Below are 17935 nucleotides of genomic sequence, written 5' to 3'. Positions count from 1 at the left end.
CCGATCCCTACGGGGGCGCGGGATCATGGCCTCATGAGCACGGCGAGCACGACCTCTTCCCGCACCGCCCCGACCGACCTGCCGACCTGGGCCATCCAGACCGCAGATCTCGAGGCGATGCTCGCGACCGACGACGACACGGTGGACACCGCTGTCATCCCCCGTCTGGCCTACCGCGACGCCGTCGAGGAGGCCGCCGCCCCCGGGCACAGCATGGTCACCGTCGTCGAGTCGCCCGATGACACCGTCGAGCACGTCGTCACCCCCGTCGGCCACAACCTGCGCAGCCGCCACGCGACCCCCGAGTCGGTCGCCGCGATCCGCCGCAACCTCGTCGCGATCGCCACGGTCCTCGTCTCGGTCGTCCTCGTCGGTGCGGCCGCCACCTGGCTCGCCGGGTGGATCGCCCTGGGCATCTACGCCCTCGTGGTCGTCAGCGCCACGGTCGCCCTTCGCCGCACCAACGCCCGCTACACCGCGCGCCACAGCCGCTACGCCCCGCGTCACGCCTGACGCCCCGTTTCCCCGGCAGGACCAAGGGGGGATCCCACCGAGTCGGTGGGATCCCCCCTTCGTCGTCGGGGTGGATCCCTAGGCCAGCAGCGCGGCCAAGGTCCCGCCGAGCTCGGTGGCCGACTCGAGTGCGGCCTCGTCGACGTCACCGACGACCTCGAGGATGTCCGCGGACTGCTTCCAGTCGAGTGCCTGGACGATCCCGGTGACGGCCCGCACGGCGCCCGTGACGTCGTAGCGCCCGTGCACCCACAGTCCGTACGGTCGCTTGGCGGTGCCCCCTCCCCCCGAGCCGTCGCCGGCGCCGCCGGAGTCGTCGAGCGCGCCGCCGATCTGGAGGAAGGTCGAGTCGAAGAAGTGCTTGAGCGCCCCCGACATGTAGCCGAAGTTGGCCGGGGTCCCCAGCAGGTACCCGTCAGCAGCGAGGACATCGTCAGCGGTGGCCTCGAGCGCCGGGACGACCTGCACCTCCACCCCCTCGATGTCGGGGTGGCGGGCGCCCTCGAGCGCCGCGTCGAGCAGGGCGCGGGTCGATCGGGTCGGGCTGTGGTGGACGACGAGCAGACGTGCCATGCCCCCCATCCTGCCCTCAGAGCCGGGCGATGGCCACGACGAGCACGGTGACCAGCGAGGCGAGCACGACGAGCGTGTCGGCCAGACGCCACGGGGCCGGCTCGGCCCAGGTCCGACGACCTCCGGAGGCGAAGCCACGCGCGTCCATCGCCACGGCGAGCGTCGCGGCCGACCCGAGGGAGCGCAGCAGCATGCCGAAGGTCGAGGCCCAGAGGTAGCCGATCACGGAGCGTGGCTCTCGCCACGTGACGCCTTGGCCGCGCAGGTGACGGGCCCAGCCGACCTCGGTCCAGGCGGCCCCGAAGGACTGCACCCGCTGCAGCGCAGCACCGAGCGCGACCACCGGTCGCGCCGGCAGCCGCAGCCGCTGACCGAGGTGGTCGGCGAGATCGTCGGGGTCGATGAAGGCGAGGGTGATCGCTGACGGAGCGACGATGACGAGCAGCCGCAGCGCGGCCGACAGGGCCGTCTCGACGTCGTGCGAGCCGAGCAGCCAGGTCGACCAGCCGACGCTCAGACCTCCGACCAGACCCGGCAGCAGGCGGATGGCCAGCCCGCGCCACCGTCCGGCCACGGTCCACCCGGCACCGGAGCCGGGACGGTTGGACAGGCCGACGAGGGCCCCGAGCGCGATCACCGCGAGGACGACGAGCGAGACCCGCCAGCCGGGCGAGAGCACCGCCGCGAGCATCGGGACCGCTGCCGCGGCGAAGAGGGAGAGCGGCCCGCACGCGGACAGCACGGCGCGCGGGGTGCTGCGCTGAGGCTCCGACGGTGGGGTGCGCACGTGCCGCACCTCGTCGACGAGCGGGACCAGGTCGGGGTCGTGGGTGGCCGTCACGACGGCCCCGCCCCGGGCGCGGTGCGAGAGCAGGAGCCCGGTCACGGCCGCCCACGTCCCCCGGTCCTGCCCGACCGTCGGCTCGTCCGCCAGAACGGCGCTGGGGCCGTGGGCGAGGGCGGCAGCCACGGCCAGCCGACGCTGCTCCCCACCCGAGAGGGTCTGCGGGTCGGCGCGCTCCAGGTGCGCCAGGCCGAGGACCTCGAGGAGGTGGCGGGCCCTCCCTTCGTCGGCGGCACCGAGGGTGCGACCGGTGAGGAGCACCTCGTCCAGGACCGTGCGGGAGAGCAGTGCGCTGGAGCTCCACTGCGGCACCCAGCCCAGGAGCGGGGCCACGTCGGTGGCCGGCAGCTCGCCGACCTCACGACCGTCGGCGCCCACCACCCGCCCCGACGAAGGGGGGATGAGTCCAGCGATCGCGGCGAGCCACGTGCTCTTGCCCCCACCGCTCGGGCCCACGAGCGCGGTGGACCGGCCGGATGTCACGGCGAGCGGCACGTCCGTGACGAGCACGGTGGCGACCTCGCTGCTGCCGTCGAGGTGGTTGCGACGGCGCTCGACGCGCAGGGGCTCGCAGGTGAGCAGCTCGACGCCGGCCTCGACTGGTCGAGCGAGCGGCCCGAGGTCGATGTCGAGGGGCTGGGGCGTGGGGACGCCCGGCACCCAGATGCCGTCAGCGGCGAGCTCGTCCCCGTGCTGCGCGAGCACCTGCGCGGGCGGACCGTCGTGCTGGATCCGACCATCGCGTCCGAGGACGACGAGGCGTTCGGCGTGGTCGAGCCACGGCTCGATGCGGTGCTCGACGATGACCGTCGTGAGGCCGGCTGCGCCGTGGACGACGGCATCTCGCACGGTGGCCGCGCTCGCCTCGTCGAGCATCGCCGTCGGCTCGTCGAGCAGGAGCAGGCTCGGGCGCAGGGCGAGCGCGCCGGCGAGCGCGAGTCGCTGGGTCTGGCCACCGGAGAGGGCCCCGGTCGGGGTGTCCCGCTCGAGATGGTCGAGCCCGACCGCGGTGAGCGCCGCATCGACACGGGCTGGCATGGCGTCTGCGGGCAGCCCGACATTTTCCAGGCCGAAGGCAACATCTCGGCCCACGGTCGCGGCGACCGTCCCGGAGCCGGGCTCCTGCAGGACGAGCCCGACGGCGCCGGGACGCCGACCCGGCTCGCGTCCGTCGACCGTCACGCTCCCGGACAGGTCGCCCGAGTCGACGGTCAGCAGCAGGCCCGCGAGGGCCCGCAGGAGCGTGGACTTGCCGGACCCGCTCGGGCCGACGAGCAGCGCCCGCTCGCCCTCGACGAGGGTGAGGTCGATCTCGCGCAGGACCGGCTCCCTTCGCCCGGCCGGTCGCCAGGTGAGACCGCGGACGGCGACGGCAGCCGCTCCCGCGGGTGGAGGTGTCCGCGCGGACAAGTCGTCGGCGCGCACACCTCCACCCGACGGGGTGGGGTGCTCGATGGGGATCAGACAGCCTTCCGCTCGAGGACCTCCTGGCCCGGGGGGAAGGGGTTGAGCGCGCCCGCCTGCGCCAGCGCCCGGGTGAGCAGCCACCCGCCGACGCCGGCGATGACGATGCCGGAGACGACCATGAGGGGCAGGTAGGCGAGCTTCCACGCCCAGGTCCAGTCGGCGAAGTAGGCGTACGCCTCGTAGACCCACTCGAGCGGTGCCGAGAGCGCGCCGGCGAGGACCGCGACGGCCGGACCGAAGGCCTTGTAGGCGAAGATCGCGAAGGCCAGCTCGGCGCCGAGGCCCTGCGCGAGCCCGGAGACGACCGTCGTGACGCCCCACTGGTTGCCGAAGAGTGCCGAGACGATCGCCGCGATCAGCTCGCAGGCCAGCGCGGCACCGGGACGGCGGACGACGAGCCCACCGACGACACCGGCGATGAACCAGAAGCCGACGAAGAGTCCGAAGAGCGGCTGGAAGGCCAGGCCGAGCGCGGAGATCGGGCCGTTGTAGAGGAGGCCGTAGCCCCAGTAGGCGACGCCGAAGGCCACGCCGAGGAAGGCGATGGTCAGCAGGTCGACGGTGCGCCAGCCCATGAGCTGGCCGGTGGCGAGGACGGTCCGGGCGCGCTCGGCGGCCGGTGTCGTGGTGGTGGACATGTGGTGCTTCTCCTGTGTCGGTACCCACAGGGAGGGCCTGCCGTCGCGACCGGACGCTGACGTCTGGCCATCGACGATCAGGTCCTGAGACTCGACTCCCTACGCCGGTGCGAGCCGGATCAGGTACGAGGGTCTGCGGTCACCCGCACTCTCAGCGCTGCTGCGCTCCCCTGTCGTGCCCGTCCAGCATAGCGCCGTCGGCAGCGGAGCCTCGGGCCCGGCGCTCCTGTGGCAATGTTGTCCACGCACCGGGTGGGCGAGCTCCTCGTCCACCGCATCTACGCGAAGGGCAGGTCCGCTGTGGGCAACATGGTCTGGAAGATCCTCGGCACCGGTTCCGCGATCGTCGCCGGCATCGTCGCCAACAAGGTCGTGGCGATCGTGTGGTCACGCTTCGGCAGTGGCCAGGACATCGACCCCAACAACCCTGAGAACCCCATCGGTGAGGCCATCGCCTTCGCCGCGCTCGCCGGTCTGGCGATGGGTCTGGCACGCACGATGGCCACCCGTCAGGCGGCCTCCTTCTACAAGAAGTCCTCCGGCCACCTCCCCGACGCCATGCTCGGCCTCAAGGATGAGATCGACAAGGTCTCCTGATGCGCGGCATCGCCATCACCGAGCCGGGTGACGCCGACGTCCTGCAGATCGCGGACGTCGACGCGCCGACCGCCGGTCCCGGACAGGTCGTCGTCGACATGGTGGCCGCCGGGGTCAACCGCGCCGACGTCATGCAGCGCCTGGGGCACTACCCACCGCCGAAGGGGGCCTCCCCCCTTCCCGGTCTCGAGGTCTCGGGCACGATCCGCGAGGTCGGGCCCGACGTCGAGGGCTGGTCCGTCGGTGACGAGGTGTGTGCCCTCGTCGACGGCGGCGGCTACGCGGAGCAGGTCCTGGTGCCGGCCGCCCAGCTGCTGCCCGTGCCGAAGGGGGTCTCCCTCACCGACGCCGCCGGGTTGCCCGAGGTGGCGTGCACGGTGTGGTCCAACGTCTTCATGACCGCCAACCTGCAACCGGGCGAGACCTTCCTCGTCCACGGCGGGTCGTCGGGCATCGGCACCATGGCCACCCAGCTCGCCAGCGCGGCGGGCGCCCGGGTCGCCGTGACGGCAGGCTCGCAGGCCAAGCTCGACGTCTGCCGTGACCTCGGCGCCCAGGTGCTCATCAACTACAAGGACGCGGACTTCGTCGAGGAGATCAAGACGGCGACAGATGGTCGTGGCGCCGACGTCATCCTCGACCTCATGGGGGCCAAGTACCTGCCCCGCAATGTCGACGCGCTGGCCATCGCCGGCCGGCTCGTCGTCATCGGTCTCATGGGTGGCCGCAAGGGCGAGCTCGACCTGGGCAAGATGCTCAGCAAGCGCGCCGCGGTCATCGCCACCTCGCTGCGGGCCCGTCCCGCCGCGGAGAAGGCAGCGATCGTCGCCGCCGTGCGCGAGCACGTGTGGCCGCTCATCGAGGACGGCGCCGTCAAGCCGATCATCCAGGGCACCCACCCGCTGGACCGAGCCGCCGATGCCCACCGTGAGCTCGAGGCCAGCGCTCACATCGGCAAGATCCTGCTCACGGCCTGACGCCCGCCACCTCCCGATCATCGGGTGGAGGTGGACGCGCGGACGAGTCGTCCGCGCGTATACCTCCACCCGGGGTCAGGTGGTCACGAGGCGGCCGTCCTCGAGGTGCCACGTGGCAGCAGCGACCTCGGCGACCTCCGGGTCGTGCGTCGCGAGCAGCACGATCCCGCCGCGACCGGCGATGTCCTGCAGCAGCGCGACGACCAGCTCACGGGTGTCGTGGTCGAGCTCCGAGGTCGGCTCGTCAGCGAGCAGCACCGCACTCCCCGACTCGAGGCGAAGGGAGGACAGCGCCAGTCCGCGGGCCACGGCCACGCGCTGCCGCTGACCTCCGGAGAGCTCCTCGGCGAGGTGCCCACCGTGCTCGGCCAGTCCCACCGATGCGAGCGTGCGATCCGCGAGGGCGGTCGCCTCGGCCCCCGACATGCCCGCAGCCACGAGCGAGATCGCGATGTTGTCCCGCGCCGTGAGCACCTCCGCGAGCGCGCTCCCCTGCGGGATGAGCACCGCACCGGCATCCCGCGACGAGACCTCGTCACCGATCGCCTTGTCCCCCAACGTGATCGACCCGCTGAACCGACCGTCGTCGAGCAGCCCTCCGATGGCCCACAGCAGCGACGTCTTGCCCGCTCCAGAGTGCCCCGTGACGGCGGTGAGCTCCCCGGGCACCGCGGTTGCCGCTGCACCATCCACAGCCACCACGTCGCCGTAGCGGACGCTTACGTCGTCCAGCACGAGCCGGTCGGTCATCGAGTCCGTCATGCGTCCCCCTCCTCGGCAATGAGCTGCCACGTGCCGTCATCGGTGCGGTGCACCCGCAGAAGAGTCCCGGGCGGGAAGGCTGCAACAGCCGGCGCCGGCAGGGGCAGCGAGCCGTCGGCGGCGACGACGGAGTACTCCTCACCGCTACGGCCTTCACCCCCCACGCGACCGTCGCGGATCGTGACGGTCCGGGGGAAGGCCCGCGCCACGTCCGGGTCGTGGGTGACGACGACGACCGTGGTCCCGAGCGTGCGGCCGACCTCCGCCAGGGCGTCGAGGACGACATCGCGCGACTCCTGGTCCAGCTGGCTCGTCGGCTCGTCCCCGAGCAGCAGGCCCGGCCCGCTGGCCAGCGCGACCGCGAGCGCGGCGAGCTGGAGCTGCCCGGGGGTGAGCGACTCGAGCGGCGCGTCGGCCACCTCGCCCAGCCGCAGCAGGTCGAGCAGCTCCACGACGGGCGGGACGGTCCTACCGCTGCGGCGGGCCGGGCGCTGGGCGAACTCGATGTTGCCCCGGGCCGTGAGCCACGGCAGGTGGTTGCGTGCGGCGCCCTGCAGCACGATGCCGACCTCACCGGCGCGGAAGGCGTCGACCTGCGCCTCCGACATCGCGGACAGCTCGTGCTCGCCGACGTGGATCCGCCCGGCGCTGGGTCGCAGCAGCCCGCCGAAGAGCGCGAGCAGCGTCGACTTGCCCGCGCCGCTGGGCCCGAGGAGGGCGATGCGTTCGCCGGCCGCGACGGTCAGGTCGACACCCGAGAGCGCCGCGACGTCGTGGCCCTCGGCGCGATAGATGTGCACCAGTCCGTGGGTGCGCACGGGCAGCCCGCTCACGTCGGCTCTCCCTTCGCTGCGGAGAGGCGGACCCGGCGCAGGACGGCGGCAGCGAGCAACCAGGCGATGCCGATCAGGACGAGCGCGACGGCCACGGTCGCCGCGGCCACCGCGAGCCACGCGGGCGCGAAGTCGGGCACGGGCACCGCAGCAGGAGAGACGAAGAGCGGTAGCGCCGGCAACGCGATCCATGACCCGGCGAGGGCGCACAGGGCGCCGAGGACGACACCGACCGCCACGCTCGTCAGGTGCTCCGTGCGCAGCGCGCGACCGGCCGCCCGGTGGCTCACGCCACTGATCCGCAAGGCGGCCAGGTCACGGGCTGCTGCTCGCCACCCGGTGATCGCGAGGATGAGCAGGACCAGTCCGGCGAGGATGACCGCGAGCGCTCCGCCGAGCAGCGCGAGCTGCAGACCCCACCCGGACGCGGAGTCGTCATATGCCCGGTCGGCCTCGGCGGTCGTGTGCACCGCCCGGACGGCAACCCCCGCGTCCTCGAGGACCCGCTCGGTCTTGGTGATGACCTGCGGCGAGTCGTCCCCGAGCCACAGCTGGCGGTCGACTCGGGCCGCGTCCAGATCGCCGGTCACCCGCGCGAGAGCGGGAAGGGAGAGGAGCACGCCCCGGTCGGTGGTTCCGGGGAGGGCACTGACCTGCTGGTCGACCCGGACCTCGGTCTGGCCACCGGCGATGTCGAGCACCTGGAGCACAGTGCCCGGCTGCCCCACGTCACCAGAGACGATGGCCGGCATCGGTCGCGGCACATCACCCACGTGGGCGGAGACGTCCTCTCCGTCGGCTGCGGCCACGTCGAGTTGCAGGTCCTTGCCGCGCGTCGTGACCGACAGGCCGGTGCCGTCGGTGGAGTCAGTCGCCGCCCACACCCCGTCACCGGTGACCGGCAGCGCTGCCCCGTCGACACCCAGGCCGGAGATCGTGACCGTCCCCTTGGCCTGGCTACCCGTCGATCCCGACGTGCTCACGCGCAGTCCGGCGAGGCGACAACCAGCGGAGCAGAAGAGCGGGGCGTCGACCCGCCGGGTGCCCGACGACCCCGGACCGAGCGTGGCGATGTCGGCCGACCGCTTGTCGCCGTCAGGGGTCGTCATGTCCATGATCAGGGTGGGTGGGGTGTCCTCGGTCGAGGTGAGGTTCCACGAGACGGTGGCGGTCGCCGAGCCGGCGGGCAGGACGATCGGCTTCTGGCTGGGCAGGGCGAGCCTGGCGACGTCGAGGCCGCGCACCGCATCGGGGTGGGCCACCCGGAGGAGCCGCCGCGGGTCTGTCGCCATCGTCGCGGCGGCCTCCTGCGAGTGCGGCCTGATCACGGCGACCGGTGCGGCGGGGATGCCCTGCTCCTCGAGCGCGTCGGCTGCGGCGATCAGAGCGGGAGCGGAGGCCGAGTCCACGGACACGACGGTCGGCGCGCCCGTCTCGAGCTCGGCGCGGGCGAGCCGGTTGCGGTCGGCGACGACGACGGCGTTGGCACCGAAGACCGCGATGGCCGTCGCCACGGTCGTCACGACGAGGATGCGGCGAGCGGCCGGCCGCCGAGCGATCGAGTGCCCGGCCACGGCCGTCGCGACGCGTCCGCGTCGCATGGCCGAGCGCGCCCGCGCGGCCGCGAGCCGAGGGACGAGGTGGGCCGCGAGGACACCGACTGCGATCGCCAGGAGGGTGGGCGTGGCGAGCGCGGCGGGGCCGCTGAGTGCGCCGGTGGCCAGGCCGGCGACCCCGATCACGGCGAGGACGACGATCACGGCCTCGACGACGGGCGGCCCGGCTGCTGCGCCGGGCCGGACGGAGCGCAGCAGGTCGTTGACCGGCTCACGCAGCACCGGGCGCGCGGCAAGATGCACCGTCAGGACCGAGGCGACGAGTGCCCCGACGAGCCAGGGCAGGACCGCGAGCGGGATCTCGAAGGGGATGTCCGCCGGTAGCATCGCCCCGCGCACGAGCACCGCCAGCCCGAGTGCGGCCGCGCAGCCGATGGGCAGTCCGAGCAGCACCGGCACGACGAGCTCTGTGAGCAGCAGCCGCCGGGCACCGGAGCGGGAGCGCCCGCGCAGGCGGGCCAGGGCGACGTCGTGCCGTCGTTGGTCGACGGCCGCCTGGGCGACGAGGAAGAGCACGAGGACCGACAGCAGGGCGAGCTGCATCATCACGAAGGGGACGATCACCGCGGTCTGGCTGCGACCGGTCGCGATGCCGTCGACGACCTTGCGGGCGGACTCGTCGACCGTCAGCTCGGCGTGATCCTCCTGCAGCCGGTCCGCCGCGGCGGCAGCGAGGGGAAGGGAGTCGAGGGTCGCCCTGTCGGGTGCGAGCGGAAGGACCACGACGACCGAGGCCGTCGGGACGGCATCAGCGAAGGTCGCCTCGGCGGTGAAGAGGTCGTCGATACCCGGCACGTTGTCCAGGCCCGGCTGCACGACGCCGGACTTGCCGTCGGGACGATCACTGAGCCAGTACGCGGGATCGTCGAGCACCCGGTACGTCCCGACGACCTCGAGGTGCAGGTCCTGCAGGTCGGGCTCGAGGCGGTTGAACTTCTTCTGCGGGATGCTCAGACGGGTCCCGGGGCGCCAGTCCCACGCCTCCGCGTCGGCGGCAGAGACGATGACCTGACTGGCGGCTTGCGGGCACCGACCCGTGATCTCGAGGTGGTCGCAGACCGCAGACCGAGAGCGGATGACGACGGGTGAGGGCTTCTTGCCCGCCCGGGGGCTCAGGAGGCTCGCCTGGCGCATCGCGAGGACCGGCTCCCCCGAGACCGCGGCGAGGTCAGGAGGGACGAGATCGGCTACCGCCTGTGGCATGAGCGTGCGCTCCTGCGCCGTGCGATTGCGGGAGATCGCGGTGGCGGTCGTCACGGGGTCGGCCTCGGTGACGTGGACCCGGAGCAGGCCCTGGTCGAGGCTCCGGGCGAAGACGGGCGCGAAGACCGCGCACGTGGCCACGAGTGCCGACACCAGGGCGAGTGCGATGACCTGCCCTCGGCGGTGGCGCAGCGCTGCCCACATCTGATCTCCCCCTGATTGCCGAGCGACACGTTAGCCCCCTCCGACGCGTGCCTGCACTCCCAGGCGGTCCTTGCATCGGGTGAATACTCGGTATACCTTCCTCCATACCGAGTATCCAGGAGGGGAAATGTCCGTACGACTGGGGATTCTTGCGCTGCTGGCGGAGGAAGACATGTACGGCGCGCAGCTGCGCGCGGAGTTCGAGGCACGCACGGGCGGCACGTGGCCGCTCAACATCGGGCAGGTCTACACGACGCTGACCAGGCTCGAGCGCGACGGCCTCGTCGGCCAGTCCGGCGGGCCGGACGACGAGGGCCGGATCCGCTACTCGCTCACCGACAGTGGCCGCGCCGAGGTCGACGGCTGGTGGCTCACCCCGGTGGACCGCAGCAACACCCCCCGCGACGAGCTGGTCATCAAGCTGGCGCTGTCCGTCACCGCCGTCGGCGTGGACGTCACCCGGGTCGTCCAGACCCAGCGGACCGCCACCCTGCGCCACCTGCGGGACCTGACGAAGCTCAAGCGATCGGCCGCGACCGAGACCGAGACCGACCTGGCCTGGCTGCTCGTGCTGGACAACCTCGTCTTCACCTCGGAGGCCGAGATCCGGTGGCTCGACCACGTGGAGTCCACGCTCGCGCGCTACTCCTCGCTCCCTCGCCGCGCCACGGCCGTCAGCGCCGACGCGGACACGTCGACCGCGACGCAGGTGCAACGATGAGCGCCCCCTGCCTCGTCCTCGACGACGTCACCCGGGTCCACGGTGAGGGCGCGACGTCCGTCCCGGCGCTGGCCGGCGTCAGCCTGACCGTGCGGCCGGGCGAGCTGGTGGCCGTCATGGGCCCCAGCGGCTCCGGCAAGTCGACGCTCCTCAACCTCGCCGGGGGGCTCGATCGGGCCACCTCCGGACGCGTGGTGATCGAGGGGCAGGAGATCAACTCCCTCTCACCCAAGGGGCTGGCGGCCCTGCGGCGTCGCCACGTCGGCTTCGTCTTCCAGGACTACAACCTCATCCCGGCGCTCACTGCTGCCGAAAATGTCGCGCTGCCGCTCGAGCTCGACGGCCAGCGCGTGCGCGCCGCACGTGGGGCGGCGATCGAGTCCCTCGAGCGGATGGGCCTGGCCGACCTCGTCGACCGGTACCCGGACCAGATGTCGGGAGGACAGCAGCAGCGCGTCGCCTTCGCCCGCGCGCTCGTCGGCAGCCGCCGGCTGGTGCTCGCCGACGAGCCCACCGGCGCCCTCGACACCCACACGGGTGAAGAGGTGCTGCGCGTGCTGCGCGAGCGCTGCGACGCCGGGACCGGTGGCCTGCTCGTCACCCACGAGGCCCGGCACGCGGCGTGGGCCGACCGGGTCGTCTTCCTGCGCGACGGCGTCGTCGTCGACACCACCGGTGACCCGTCGGACGCCGAGGACCTGCTCGAGACCGAGCCGGTGCGATGACCACCCAGACCGCGCCGGCGGTGTCCGCAGGGGGGACACCGCCGGCGTCACCCCCTTCGCCGTCGCGAGGATCGGCCTGGCTCGCCTCGTGGCGGGTGGCCCTGCGACTGGCGCGGCGGGACGTGCGCCGCCACCGGGGCCGCTCGCTCGCCGTGCTGCTCATGGTCGGCGTGCCGACGATGCTCATCTGCCTCGGGCTCGTCGTCGGCGCGACCGGCTCGATCTCGCCGGAGGAGTCGGTCCCGCTGACCATGGGGCCGGCGCAGGCCTCGATCACGACGAGCGAGGGCCACCGGGTCGCGCAGACGGCCAACCCCGAGTACGGGTTCAGCGTCAAGGACGCCGCGGCGCGAGAGATCCCCGGCGCCCGCCCCGGGGGCACGGTCGAGATGAATGCCGCCGCGGTCGGCGAGCTCGCCGGCGGGCAGGCCCTCCCGTGGACCATGGGCCAGACCCGGGCCCGCATCGGCGACCGTGACCTCGGGCTCGACACCCTCGCCGTCGCCGAGCCCAGCCGCCTCACGGGCAAGATCACCCTGCGCTCGGGCCGCTGGCCCACCGGCGCGGACGAGGTGCTCGTCTCCCCCGCCGCCGTGCGACGAGGCGTCCCCGACAGCGGGTCGCTGCAGCTTCTGGTCGACGGTGACGAGCGCACCGTCCAGGTCGTCGGCACGGCCCTGTCCCTCCAGAGCTGGGGAGCCAGCCACGAGCTCCTCACGACGACGCCCGACGCGATGGTCGACGAGTCGCGCAGCAGCGGCTGGTTCCTCATGGGCGACCGGCCCGTCACCTGGGCGGACGTCACCCGGCTCAACGAGTACGGCCTCGCCGTGCACAGCGCCCACGTGGTGACCCACCCACCGACCCAGGACCAGATCGACCCCGAGCTGCGCGAGATGGGCTCGAGCACCAGCGACACGGCCCAGCTCGTCGCCCTGGGAGCCACCCTCCTGCTCATCGTCATCGCCCTCCTCGTCGGGCCGGCCTTCGCCGTCGGCGCCACCCGGCAGCGACGCACGCTCGCCCTCGCTGCGAGCAACGGCGCGACCGCCGGTCAGCTGCGGCGCACGGTGCTGGCGCAGGCGATCGTCCTCGGCGGGCTGAGCGCGCTCGTCGGGGCCCTCGTCGCGGTCCCGGTCGGCTGGGTCGTCATCCGGGTGATCACCGACCGTGGCTCACCGCTGGGGCCCTTCGAGGTGCCGTGGTGGCAGCTCGGCGCGATCTGCGCGATCGCCCTGGTGGCCGCGATCCTCGCCGCGCTCGTCCCGGCACAGCGGCTCACCAAGCTCGACATCGTCGGCGCGATGCGAGGGCGGGTCGTCTCCGCGCCGCCCTCCCGCTGGCTCTTCGTCCTCGGCCTGGTGCTCGCGGGCGTCGGTGGCGCCGGGGTCATCATCGGCCTCGACCGCACCGAGTACGTCATCGCCCTCGCGGCCATCCTCCTGGTGCTCGGCACGCTCCTCCTCGTCCCCCGGATCCTGCATGCGCTCGGCGGTCTCGCAGGACCGCTGCCACTCCCCCTTCGCCTCGCGGTACGGGACCTGGCGCGCCACCGCACCCGCAGCGCACCGACCGTGGCCGCCGTGCTCGCCGGGTCCGCCGCCCTGACCATGGGTCTCATCGGGGCCACCAGCGACAACACCCAGCAACGGCTGGACTACCTCCCGCAGACGATCTCCGGGGAGGGCTACATGTACGGGGGCGGGAGCACACAGGGACAGGACGCCATCGACCGGGCGGCCCGCGAGCTGCCCGAGCTCGTCATCACCCCGGTGCACTCCTACGGATCGTCCTACGAGGACGCCCCAGCCGCGTCGGACGTGCCCGCCGAGCCCTTCGTCACCACGCTGCCCAGGGGCTGCACCGTCAAGGACGTCGTGAGCCCCGACAGGACGCCGCAGGGCGACGTCGAGCTGGCGCCCGAGGACGGCACCGGCAACCCGTGCCTCGACCTCAGCACCGGGTCCGGGTCCACGATGTCCATGTCGACGATCTCCTTCATGCCCGCCGCGGACATCGTCCGTCGCTTCGACCTCACGGGGGACGAGGCCCGCACCGTCACCGACGGCGGCGGCGTGCTCGTTGCCGGCGAGCCCGACGGGATCGTGTCCGAGGGGCGGGTCGCGCTCGGCCGGGGGACGCTGACGGTCGCCGACGAGACCGGAGAGGCAAAGCTCGGGGGGACCCCGTCCACGAGCCGGGTCCCGGTGGTCATCCGTCCCCAGACCAAGGACACCCTCGCTCGGGCCTGGCAGTCGGGTCTGGTCCTGCCCACCGAGGCCGCCGTGGACGCTGGTTGGCCACTGACCGTCACCGGCTACCTCCTGCACGACCCCGACGGCCCGATCGACACGGCAACGCAGGAGCGGCTGCAGCAGGTCCTCGGCGACGAGACCTATGTCGACGTCGAGCGCGGGTTCAGCAACCCGCTGGCCATCGTCATCGCGGTGCTCATCGCGATCTTCACCCTCGTGCTGCTCGTCGTCACCCTCACCGCCACGGCGCTGAGCATGGCCGAGCAGGAGCGCGACCAGGCGACGATCGCGGCGGTCGGCGGCAGCAGACGGACCCGACGACTCATGGTCGCCTCGCAGACCTGGTTGCTCGCCACGATCGGGATCGTCCTGGGTGCGCTCGTCGGGAGCTTCCCCGGCATCACGATCGCGCGGGCCCTGACCTCCGAGGGCTGGGACCCCTTCACCGGCCTGCAGCTCGACCGTGAGGCGATCATCGACATCCCGTGGCTGCCGCTCGCGATCGTCCTGGTCGCCGTGCCGGCACTGGCCGCACTGCTCGCCGGGCTCGGGATCCGACGCACGCCGGACCTGACCCGTCGCACGGAGTGACCTGGGCGCTGGGATGGGCGCCGCGATCGGCGCCGGGGTCGGGGGTCAGTCCCCGATCTCGGCGCCCATCGCCCGGCCGGCGGTCCGGCCGCTGAAGATGCAGCCGCCGAGGAAGGTGCCCTCGAGCGCCCGATAGCCGTGCAGGCCACCACCGCCGAAGCCGGCTGCCTCGCCCGCCGCGTAGAGCCCGCGGATCGGCTCACCGTCGTGCCCGAGCACGCGGGCCGACAGGTCGGTCTCGAAACCGCCGAGCGTCTTGCGGGAGAGGATGTGCAGCTTGACGCCGACGAGCGGCCCCTTCTTGGGGTCGGTCAGCTTGTGCGGCGGGTAGGCCCGCTTGGAGATCTTGTCGCCGATGTAGGAGCGCGCCACCCGCATCGCAGCGATCTGGGCGTCCTTGGAGTAGGCGTTGTCCAGCTGCATGTCGCGCTCGTCGACCTGCTTCTTGACGTGTGCGACGTCGAGCCGGGGCTCGCCGTCCTCGACGAGCTCGTTCATCTTCGCGACGAGCTGCTCGACCGTGTCGGCCTGGACGAAGTCGGCCCCCTTGTCGAGGAAGGCCTGCATCGACGGCGTGACATCGGCCAGCGAGCGCTTGCGGATGACCCCGGCGACCTCCTTGCCGGTCAGGTCCTGGTTCTGCTCCGAGCCCGACAGGGCGAACTCCTTGCCCGCGATCGACCGGTTGGTGATGAACCACGAGTGGTCGTGGCCGGTCGCACGCAGGTGGGCGAGGGTGCCGAGCGTGTCGTACCCGGGCAGGAGGGGCGCGGGCAGGCGGCTGCCCTCGGCGTCGAGCCACATCGAGCTCGGCCCGGGCAGGATCCGGATGCCGTGCTGGTCCCAGATCGGTGAGTGGTTCCTGATGCCCTCGACGTAGTGCCACATGCGGTCGCGGTTGATCAGGTTGCCGCCCGCGGCCTCGGTGATGGCGATCATCCGGCCGTCGACGTGCGCCGGGACGCCGGTGATCATGTGCTTGGGCGGGGTGCCGAGACGCTCGGGCCAGTTCTCCCGCACGAGGTCGTGATTGCCGCCGATGCCACCGGAGGCGACGAGGACGACGGGTGCGCGCAGCTCGAAGCCGCCCACCGCGTCGCGGTTGGTCGCCACTCCCCGCTCGGCGGGGTCGTCCGCGAGCCGGGCCCCGCGGACACCGGTGACGGCACCCCCTTCGACGATGAGCTCGTCCACCCGGTGGCGGTGGGCATAGGTGATCAGGCCGCGCTCCTTGGCCTCCTCGACCCGCCGGACGAAGGGAGCGGCCACACCGGGTCCGGTCCCCCACGTGATGTGGAAACGGGGCACGGAGTTGCCGTGGCCGTGCGCGGAGCCGTCGCCGCGCTCGGCCCAGCCGACGATCGGGAACCAACGCATGCCCTGCTGGTGCAGCCACGAGCGCTTCTCCCCGCCGGCGAAGTCGAGGTAGGCCTGCGCCCACTGCCGTGGCCAGTTGTCCTCGTCGCGGTCGAAGCCGGCGGTGTTCATCCAGTCGGCGTGGGCGAGCTCGGCCGAGTCCTTGATCCCCAGACGTCGCTGCTCGGGACTGTCGACGAAGAAGAGCCCGCCGAAGGACCAGTGCGCCTGGCCCCCGAGATTGGCCTCGCTCTCCTGGTCGACGACGAGCACCTTGCGGCCCGCATCAGCGAGCTCCGCTGCGGCGACGAGCCCGGCAAGTCCGTGGCCCACGACAATGGCGTCTGCATCCATGGGGGCGACTCTAGACCTCATTACTCACGGGTAGCACATGGGGTTCAGGCCCGCCTCCCTACAGTGAGCACATGGGACGGATCGCTCACCTGCGCCCGGTCGCGTTGGCCCTGCTCGTGGCCGCGGCCGTGCTCGCCGGCGGCCTCGTGACCGCCGCGCTGTGGCCGGTCACCGTCGAGACCGACTACTACGCCGCCGACGTGCGGCTCTCGCCGAGCTGGGGCGAGCGCTCCCGCATCGGGACGGACACCGTCGTGGGCAGCGTCTCCGCGCAGTTCTCCGGCCTCGCCCCGGGCGTGCGGGTCTCGCCACGGGTCAAGCCCGAGATCACCGAGTTGGTCGCCTCCGGCAACCTCGGCCCTGCAGCCCTCGACGTGAGCCCCGAAGAACGCTCCCGGGTGATCGGTGAGGCGGCGAAGGGGGTCGCCCTGCACTTCGGTGTCGGCGCCCTGGGTGGGGTCGGGCTCGTCCTGCTCGTCCTGGGGCTGCGTCGCCGGTCCCTGCCCACGGCACGCACGAGTCTCGGCGCCCTCACCGTCACGGCCCTGACCTGCACCGGTCTGGGCCTGTCCGCCGGGCGCACCTACGACCCCGACCGGCTCGTCGAGCTGCAGTCGACCGGCCTGCTCCAGCTGGCCATCGCCAACCGGGGCCTGCTCGACGACGTCGAGCAGCGAGCCGACCAGGCCACGCCCTACCTGCGCAACCTGCTCGCCCTCTCTGCCGCGGTCCAGGACGAGTACGCCCCCGAGGCCGCCCGCGACGCCGAGGCGCTCAAGGTGCTGCTCGTCTCCGACATCCACTCGTCCAACCAGTACGCGCTGATGCGCACGGTCGTGCAGGAGCAGGGCATCGACGTCGTCATCGACTCCGGCGACCTGATCAACCTCGGTCACGTCGAGGAGGCCCGGCTGAGCGACCTCTACCGGTCGATCGCCTCGCTCGGGGTGCCCTATGTCTTCGTCTCCGGCAACCACGACCGCAGCTCGGCCGTCGACACCTCGCTGCTCGACGCACTGGGTCGCACCGACGGTGTCGAGCTGCTCCAACCCGGCCCCGGCCAGTACCGCGAGGTGACGATCGGCGGGTTGCGGATCGCGGGCTTCAACGACCCGCGGTACTACGGCGACGCGGACGACGGCGGCACCGACCAGCAGACGGCGGCACGTGACCTGTGGGTGGAGGCTCTCGGCGACGGGGCCAGGCCCGACATCACCGTCTCTCACGAGGCCCCGGCCCTGGAGGACGCACCCGGGCGGATGCGGCTCAACGGCCACGGTCACGTGCCGCAGATCGACGGCAACCGGGTGCAGGCAGGGACCTTCACCGGCGGCGGGACGCTCTCCCACTTCATCAGCGGACCGGACGCCGAGCTCGTGGGCCAGCCCAGCTCCTTCGACGTCCTGACCTTCGACGACCAGTGCCGCGCCCAGCGCCTCGTGCGCTACCAGTACCGCGCGATCATCGAGGGCCGACCGTCCTTCGACTCGCTGTCGGTCCTCAACGCCTCACGGATCATCGACGAGCCCGAAGAGGGACGCACCTGCGGCGGCGGCGAGCTCGTGGTGCGCCCGCTCGGGGACTGAGCCTCCCCCTTCGCCCGGCCTCCCCCTTCGCCCTCCCCCCTCGCCGGGTGGAGGTAAACGCGCGGACGAATCGCCGGCGGGTCCGAGTCCACCCCGACGGACCCTGCCGGCAGTGGATGT

14 protein-coding genes and 1 riboswitch are annotated in these 17935 nt (G+C 72.7%); of the genes, 7 read left to right on the top strand and 7 right to left on the bottom strand.

Annotation, left to right across the window (positions count from 1 at the left end):
- The first annotated feature begins 33 nt into the window (after window positions 1-33).
- Window positions 34-513 carry a hypothetical protein gene (locus ASG73_RS03055; protein WP_055990531.1) on the top strand — a complete coding sequence of 160 codons (480 nt, stop codon included), beginning with the start codon at window positions 34-36 and terminating at the stop codon, window positions 511-513.
- A 78-nt stretch (window positions 514-591) separates the two neighbouring features.
- Here the strand turns inward: ASG73_RS03055 and ASG73_RS03050 are convergent, their stop codons facing one another.
- The 3 genes from ASG73_RS03050 to ASG73_RS03040 are packed head-to-tail and all read right to left on the bottom strand — an operon-like array spanning window position 592 to window position 4035.
- A complete protein-coding gene (locus ASG73_RS03050) occupies window positions 592-1086 on the bottom strand; it encodes a flavodoxin family protein (protein ID WP_055990528.1) in 495 nt (164 codons plus the stop codon).
- 16 nt (window positions 1087-1102) lie between these two features.
- Window positions 1103-3355, bottom strand: a complete 2253-nt coding sequence (locus tag ASG73_RS03045; protein ID WP_082566945.1) for an ATP-binding cassette domain-containing protein — start codon at window positions 3353-3355, stop codon at window positions 1103-1105.
- 35 nt (window positions 3356-3390) lie between these two features.
- Complete coding sequence (locus ASG73_RS03040) at window positions 3391-4035, bottom strand: ECF transporter S component (protein ID WP_055990527.1); 645 nt, start codon at window positions 4033-4035, stop codon at window positions 3391-3393.
- A 79-nt stretch (window positions 4036-4114) separates the two neighbouring features.
- A riboswitch (TPP riboswitch) is annotated at window positions 4115-4217 on the bottom strand.
- Window positions 4218-4269: 52 nt separating this feature from the next.
- Here ASG73_RS03040 and ASG73_RS03035 point away from each other — a divergent pair.
- A complete protein-coding gene (locus ASG73_RS03035; RefSeq protein ID WP_235499339.1) occupies window positions 4270-4632 on the top strand; it encodes a DUF4235 domain-containing protein in 363 nt (120 codons plus the stop codon).
- On the top strand, window positions 4632-5609 hold the full coding sequence (locus tag ASG73_RS03030; RefSeq protein WP_055990522.1) for an NAD(P)H-quinone oxidoreductase: 978 nt from the start codon (window positions 4632-4634) through the stop codon (window positions 5607-5609). Before ASG73_RS03035 ends, ASG73_RS03030 begins: the two co-directional genes overlap by 1 nt.
- A gap of 75 nt (window positions 5610-5684) precedes the next feature.
- Here the strand turns inward: ASG73_RS03030 and ASG73_RS03025 are convergent, their stop codons facing one another.
- Genes ASG73_RS03025 through ASG73_RS18255 form a run of 3 tightly spaced genes read right to left on the bottom strand, consistent with a single transcriptional unit; the run spans window position 5685 to window position 10227 of the window.
- On the bottom strand, window positions 5685-6371 hold the full coding sequence (locus ASG73_RS03025) for an ABC transporter ATP-binding protein (RefSeq protein WP_156466107.1): 687 nt from the start codon (window positions 6369-6371) through the stop codon (window positions 5685-5687).
- Window positions 6368-7204, bottom strand: coding sequence for an ABC transporter ATP-binding protein (locus tag ASG73_RS03020; protein WP_055990520.1), 837 nt, complete (start codon window positions 7202-7204; stop codon window positions 6368-6370). Before ASG73_RS03020 ends, ASG73_RS03025 begins: the two co-directional genes overlap by 4 nt.
- On the bottom strand, window positions 7201-10227 hold the full coding sequence (locus tag ASG73_RS18255) for an FtsX-like permease family protein (protein WP_055990518.1): 3027 nt from the start codon (window positions 10225-10227) through the stop codon (window positions 7201-7203). Before ASG73_RS18255 ends, ASG73_RS03020 begins: the two co-directional genes overlap by 4 nt.
- Before the next feature lie 127 nt (window positions 10228-10354).
- On the opposite strand from ASG73_RS18255, the gene ASG73_RS03010 reads away from it, so the two are divergent.
- Genes ASG73_RS03010 through ASG73_RS03000 form a run of 3 tightly spaced genes read left to right on the top strand, consistent with a single transcriptional unit; the run spans window position 10355 to window position 14519 of the window.
- A complete protein-coding gene (locus tag ASG73_RS03010) occupies window positions 10355-10948 on the top strand; it encodes a PadR family transcriptional regulator (protein WP_055990515.1) in 594 nt (197 codons plus the stop codon).
- Entirely contained in the window at window positions 10945-11673 is a 729-nt protein-coding gene (locus tag ASG73_RS03005) for an ABC transporter ATP-binding protein (protein ID WP_055990512.1), read from the top strand. Before ASG73_RS03010 ends, ASG73_RS03005 begins: the two co-directional genes overlap by 4 nt.
- Complete coding sequence (locus ASG73_RS03000) at window positions 11670-14519, top strand: FtsX-like permease family protein (protein ID WP_082566944.1); 2850 nt, start codon at window positions 11670-11672, stop codon at window positions 14517-14519. The genes ASG73_RS03005 and ASG73_RS03000 overlap by 4 nt, the downstream gene beginning before the upstream one ends.
- A gap of 45 nt (window positions 14520-14564) precedes the next feature.
- Here the strand turns inward: ASG73_RS03000 and ASG73_RS02995 are convergent, their stop codons facing one another.
- Entirely contained in the window at window positions 14565-16229 is a 1665-nt protein-coding gene (locus ASG73_RS02995; RefSeq protein WP_055990506.1) for an FAD-binding dehydrogenase, read from the bottom strand.
- 71 nt (window positions 16230-16300) lie between these two features.
- Between ASG73_RS02995 and ASG73_RS02990 the strand changes: the two genes are divergently transcribed.
- A complete protein-coding gene (locus ASG73_RS02990; protein WP_055990503.1) occupies window positions 16301-17815 on the top strand; it encodes a metallophosphoesterase family protein in 1515 nt (504 codons plus the stop codon).
- Window positions 17816-17935 lie beyond the last annotated feature (120 nt).

Source organism: Janibacter sp. Soil728 (genome assembly GCF_001428305.1).
GTDB lineage: Bacteria > Actinomycetota > Actinomycetes > Actinomycetales > Dermatophilaceae > Janibacter.
The sequence above is the reverse complement of the archived record's forward strand: the minus strand, read 5'-3'. Positions and strand labels throughout refer to the sequence as shown.

Bases quoted from the DNA above. Each gene is read 5' to 3' on its own strand.
- ASG73_RS03055 (WP_055990531.1), top strand. From the start codon at position 34: ATGAGCACGGCGAGCACGACCTCTTCCCGCACCGCCCCGACCGACCTG.
- ASG73_RS03050 (WP_055990528.1), bottom strand. From the start codon at position 1,086: ATGGCACGTCTGCTCGTCGTCCACCACAGCCCGACCCGATCGACCCGC.
- ASG73_RS03040 (WP_055990527.1), bottom strand. From the start codon at position 4,035: ATGTCCACCACCACGACACCGGCCGCCGAGCGCGCCCGGACCGTCCTC.
- ASG73_RS03035 (WP_235499339.1), top strand. From the start codon at position 4,270: ATGTTGTCCACGCACCGGGTGGGCGAGCTCCTCGTCCACCGCATCTAC.
- ASG73_RS03030 (WP_055990522.1), top strand. From the start codon at position 4,632: ATGCGCGGCATCGCCATCACCGAGCCGGGTGACGCCGACGTCCTGCAG.
- ASG73_RS03025 (WP_156466107.1), bottom strand. From the start codon at position 6,371: ATGACGGACTCGATGACCGACCGGCTCGTGCTGGACGACGTAAGCGTC.
- ASG73_RS18255 (WP_055990518.1), bottom strand. From the start codon at position 10,227: ATGTGGGCAGCGCTGCGCCACCGCCGAGGGCAGGTCATCGCACTCGCC.
- ASG73_RS03010 (WP_055990515.1), top strand. From the start codon at position 10,355: ATGTCCGTACGACTGGGGATTCTTGCGCTGCTGGCGGAGGAAGACATG.
- ASG73_RS03005 (WP_055990512.1), top strand. From the start codon at position 10,945: ATGAGCGCCCCCTGCCTCGTCCTCGACGACGTCACCCGGGTCCACGGT.
- ASG73_RS03000 (WP_082566944.1), top strand. From the start codon at position 11,670: ATGACCACCCAGACCGCGCCGGCGGTGTCCGCAGGGGGGACACCGCCG.
- ASG73_RS02995 (WP_055990506.1), bottom strand. From the start codon at position 16,229: ATGGATGCAGACGCCATTGTCGTGGGCCACGGACTTGCCGGGCTCGTC.
- ASG73_RS02990 (WP_055990503.1), top strand. From the start codon at position 16,301: ATGGGACGGATCGCTCACCTGCGCCCGGTCGCGTTGGCCCTGCTCGTG.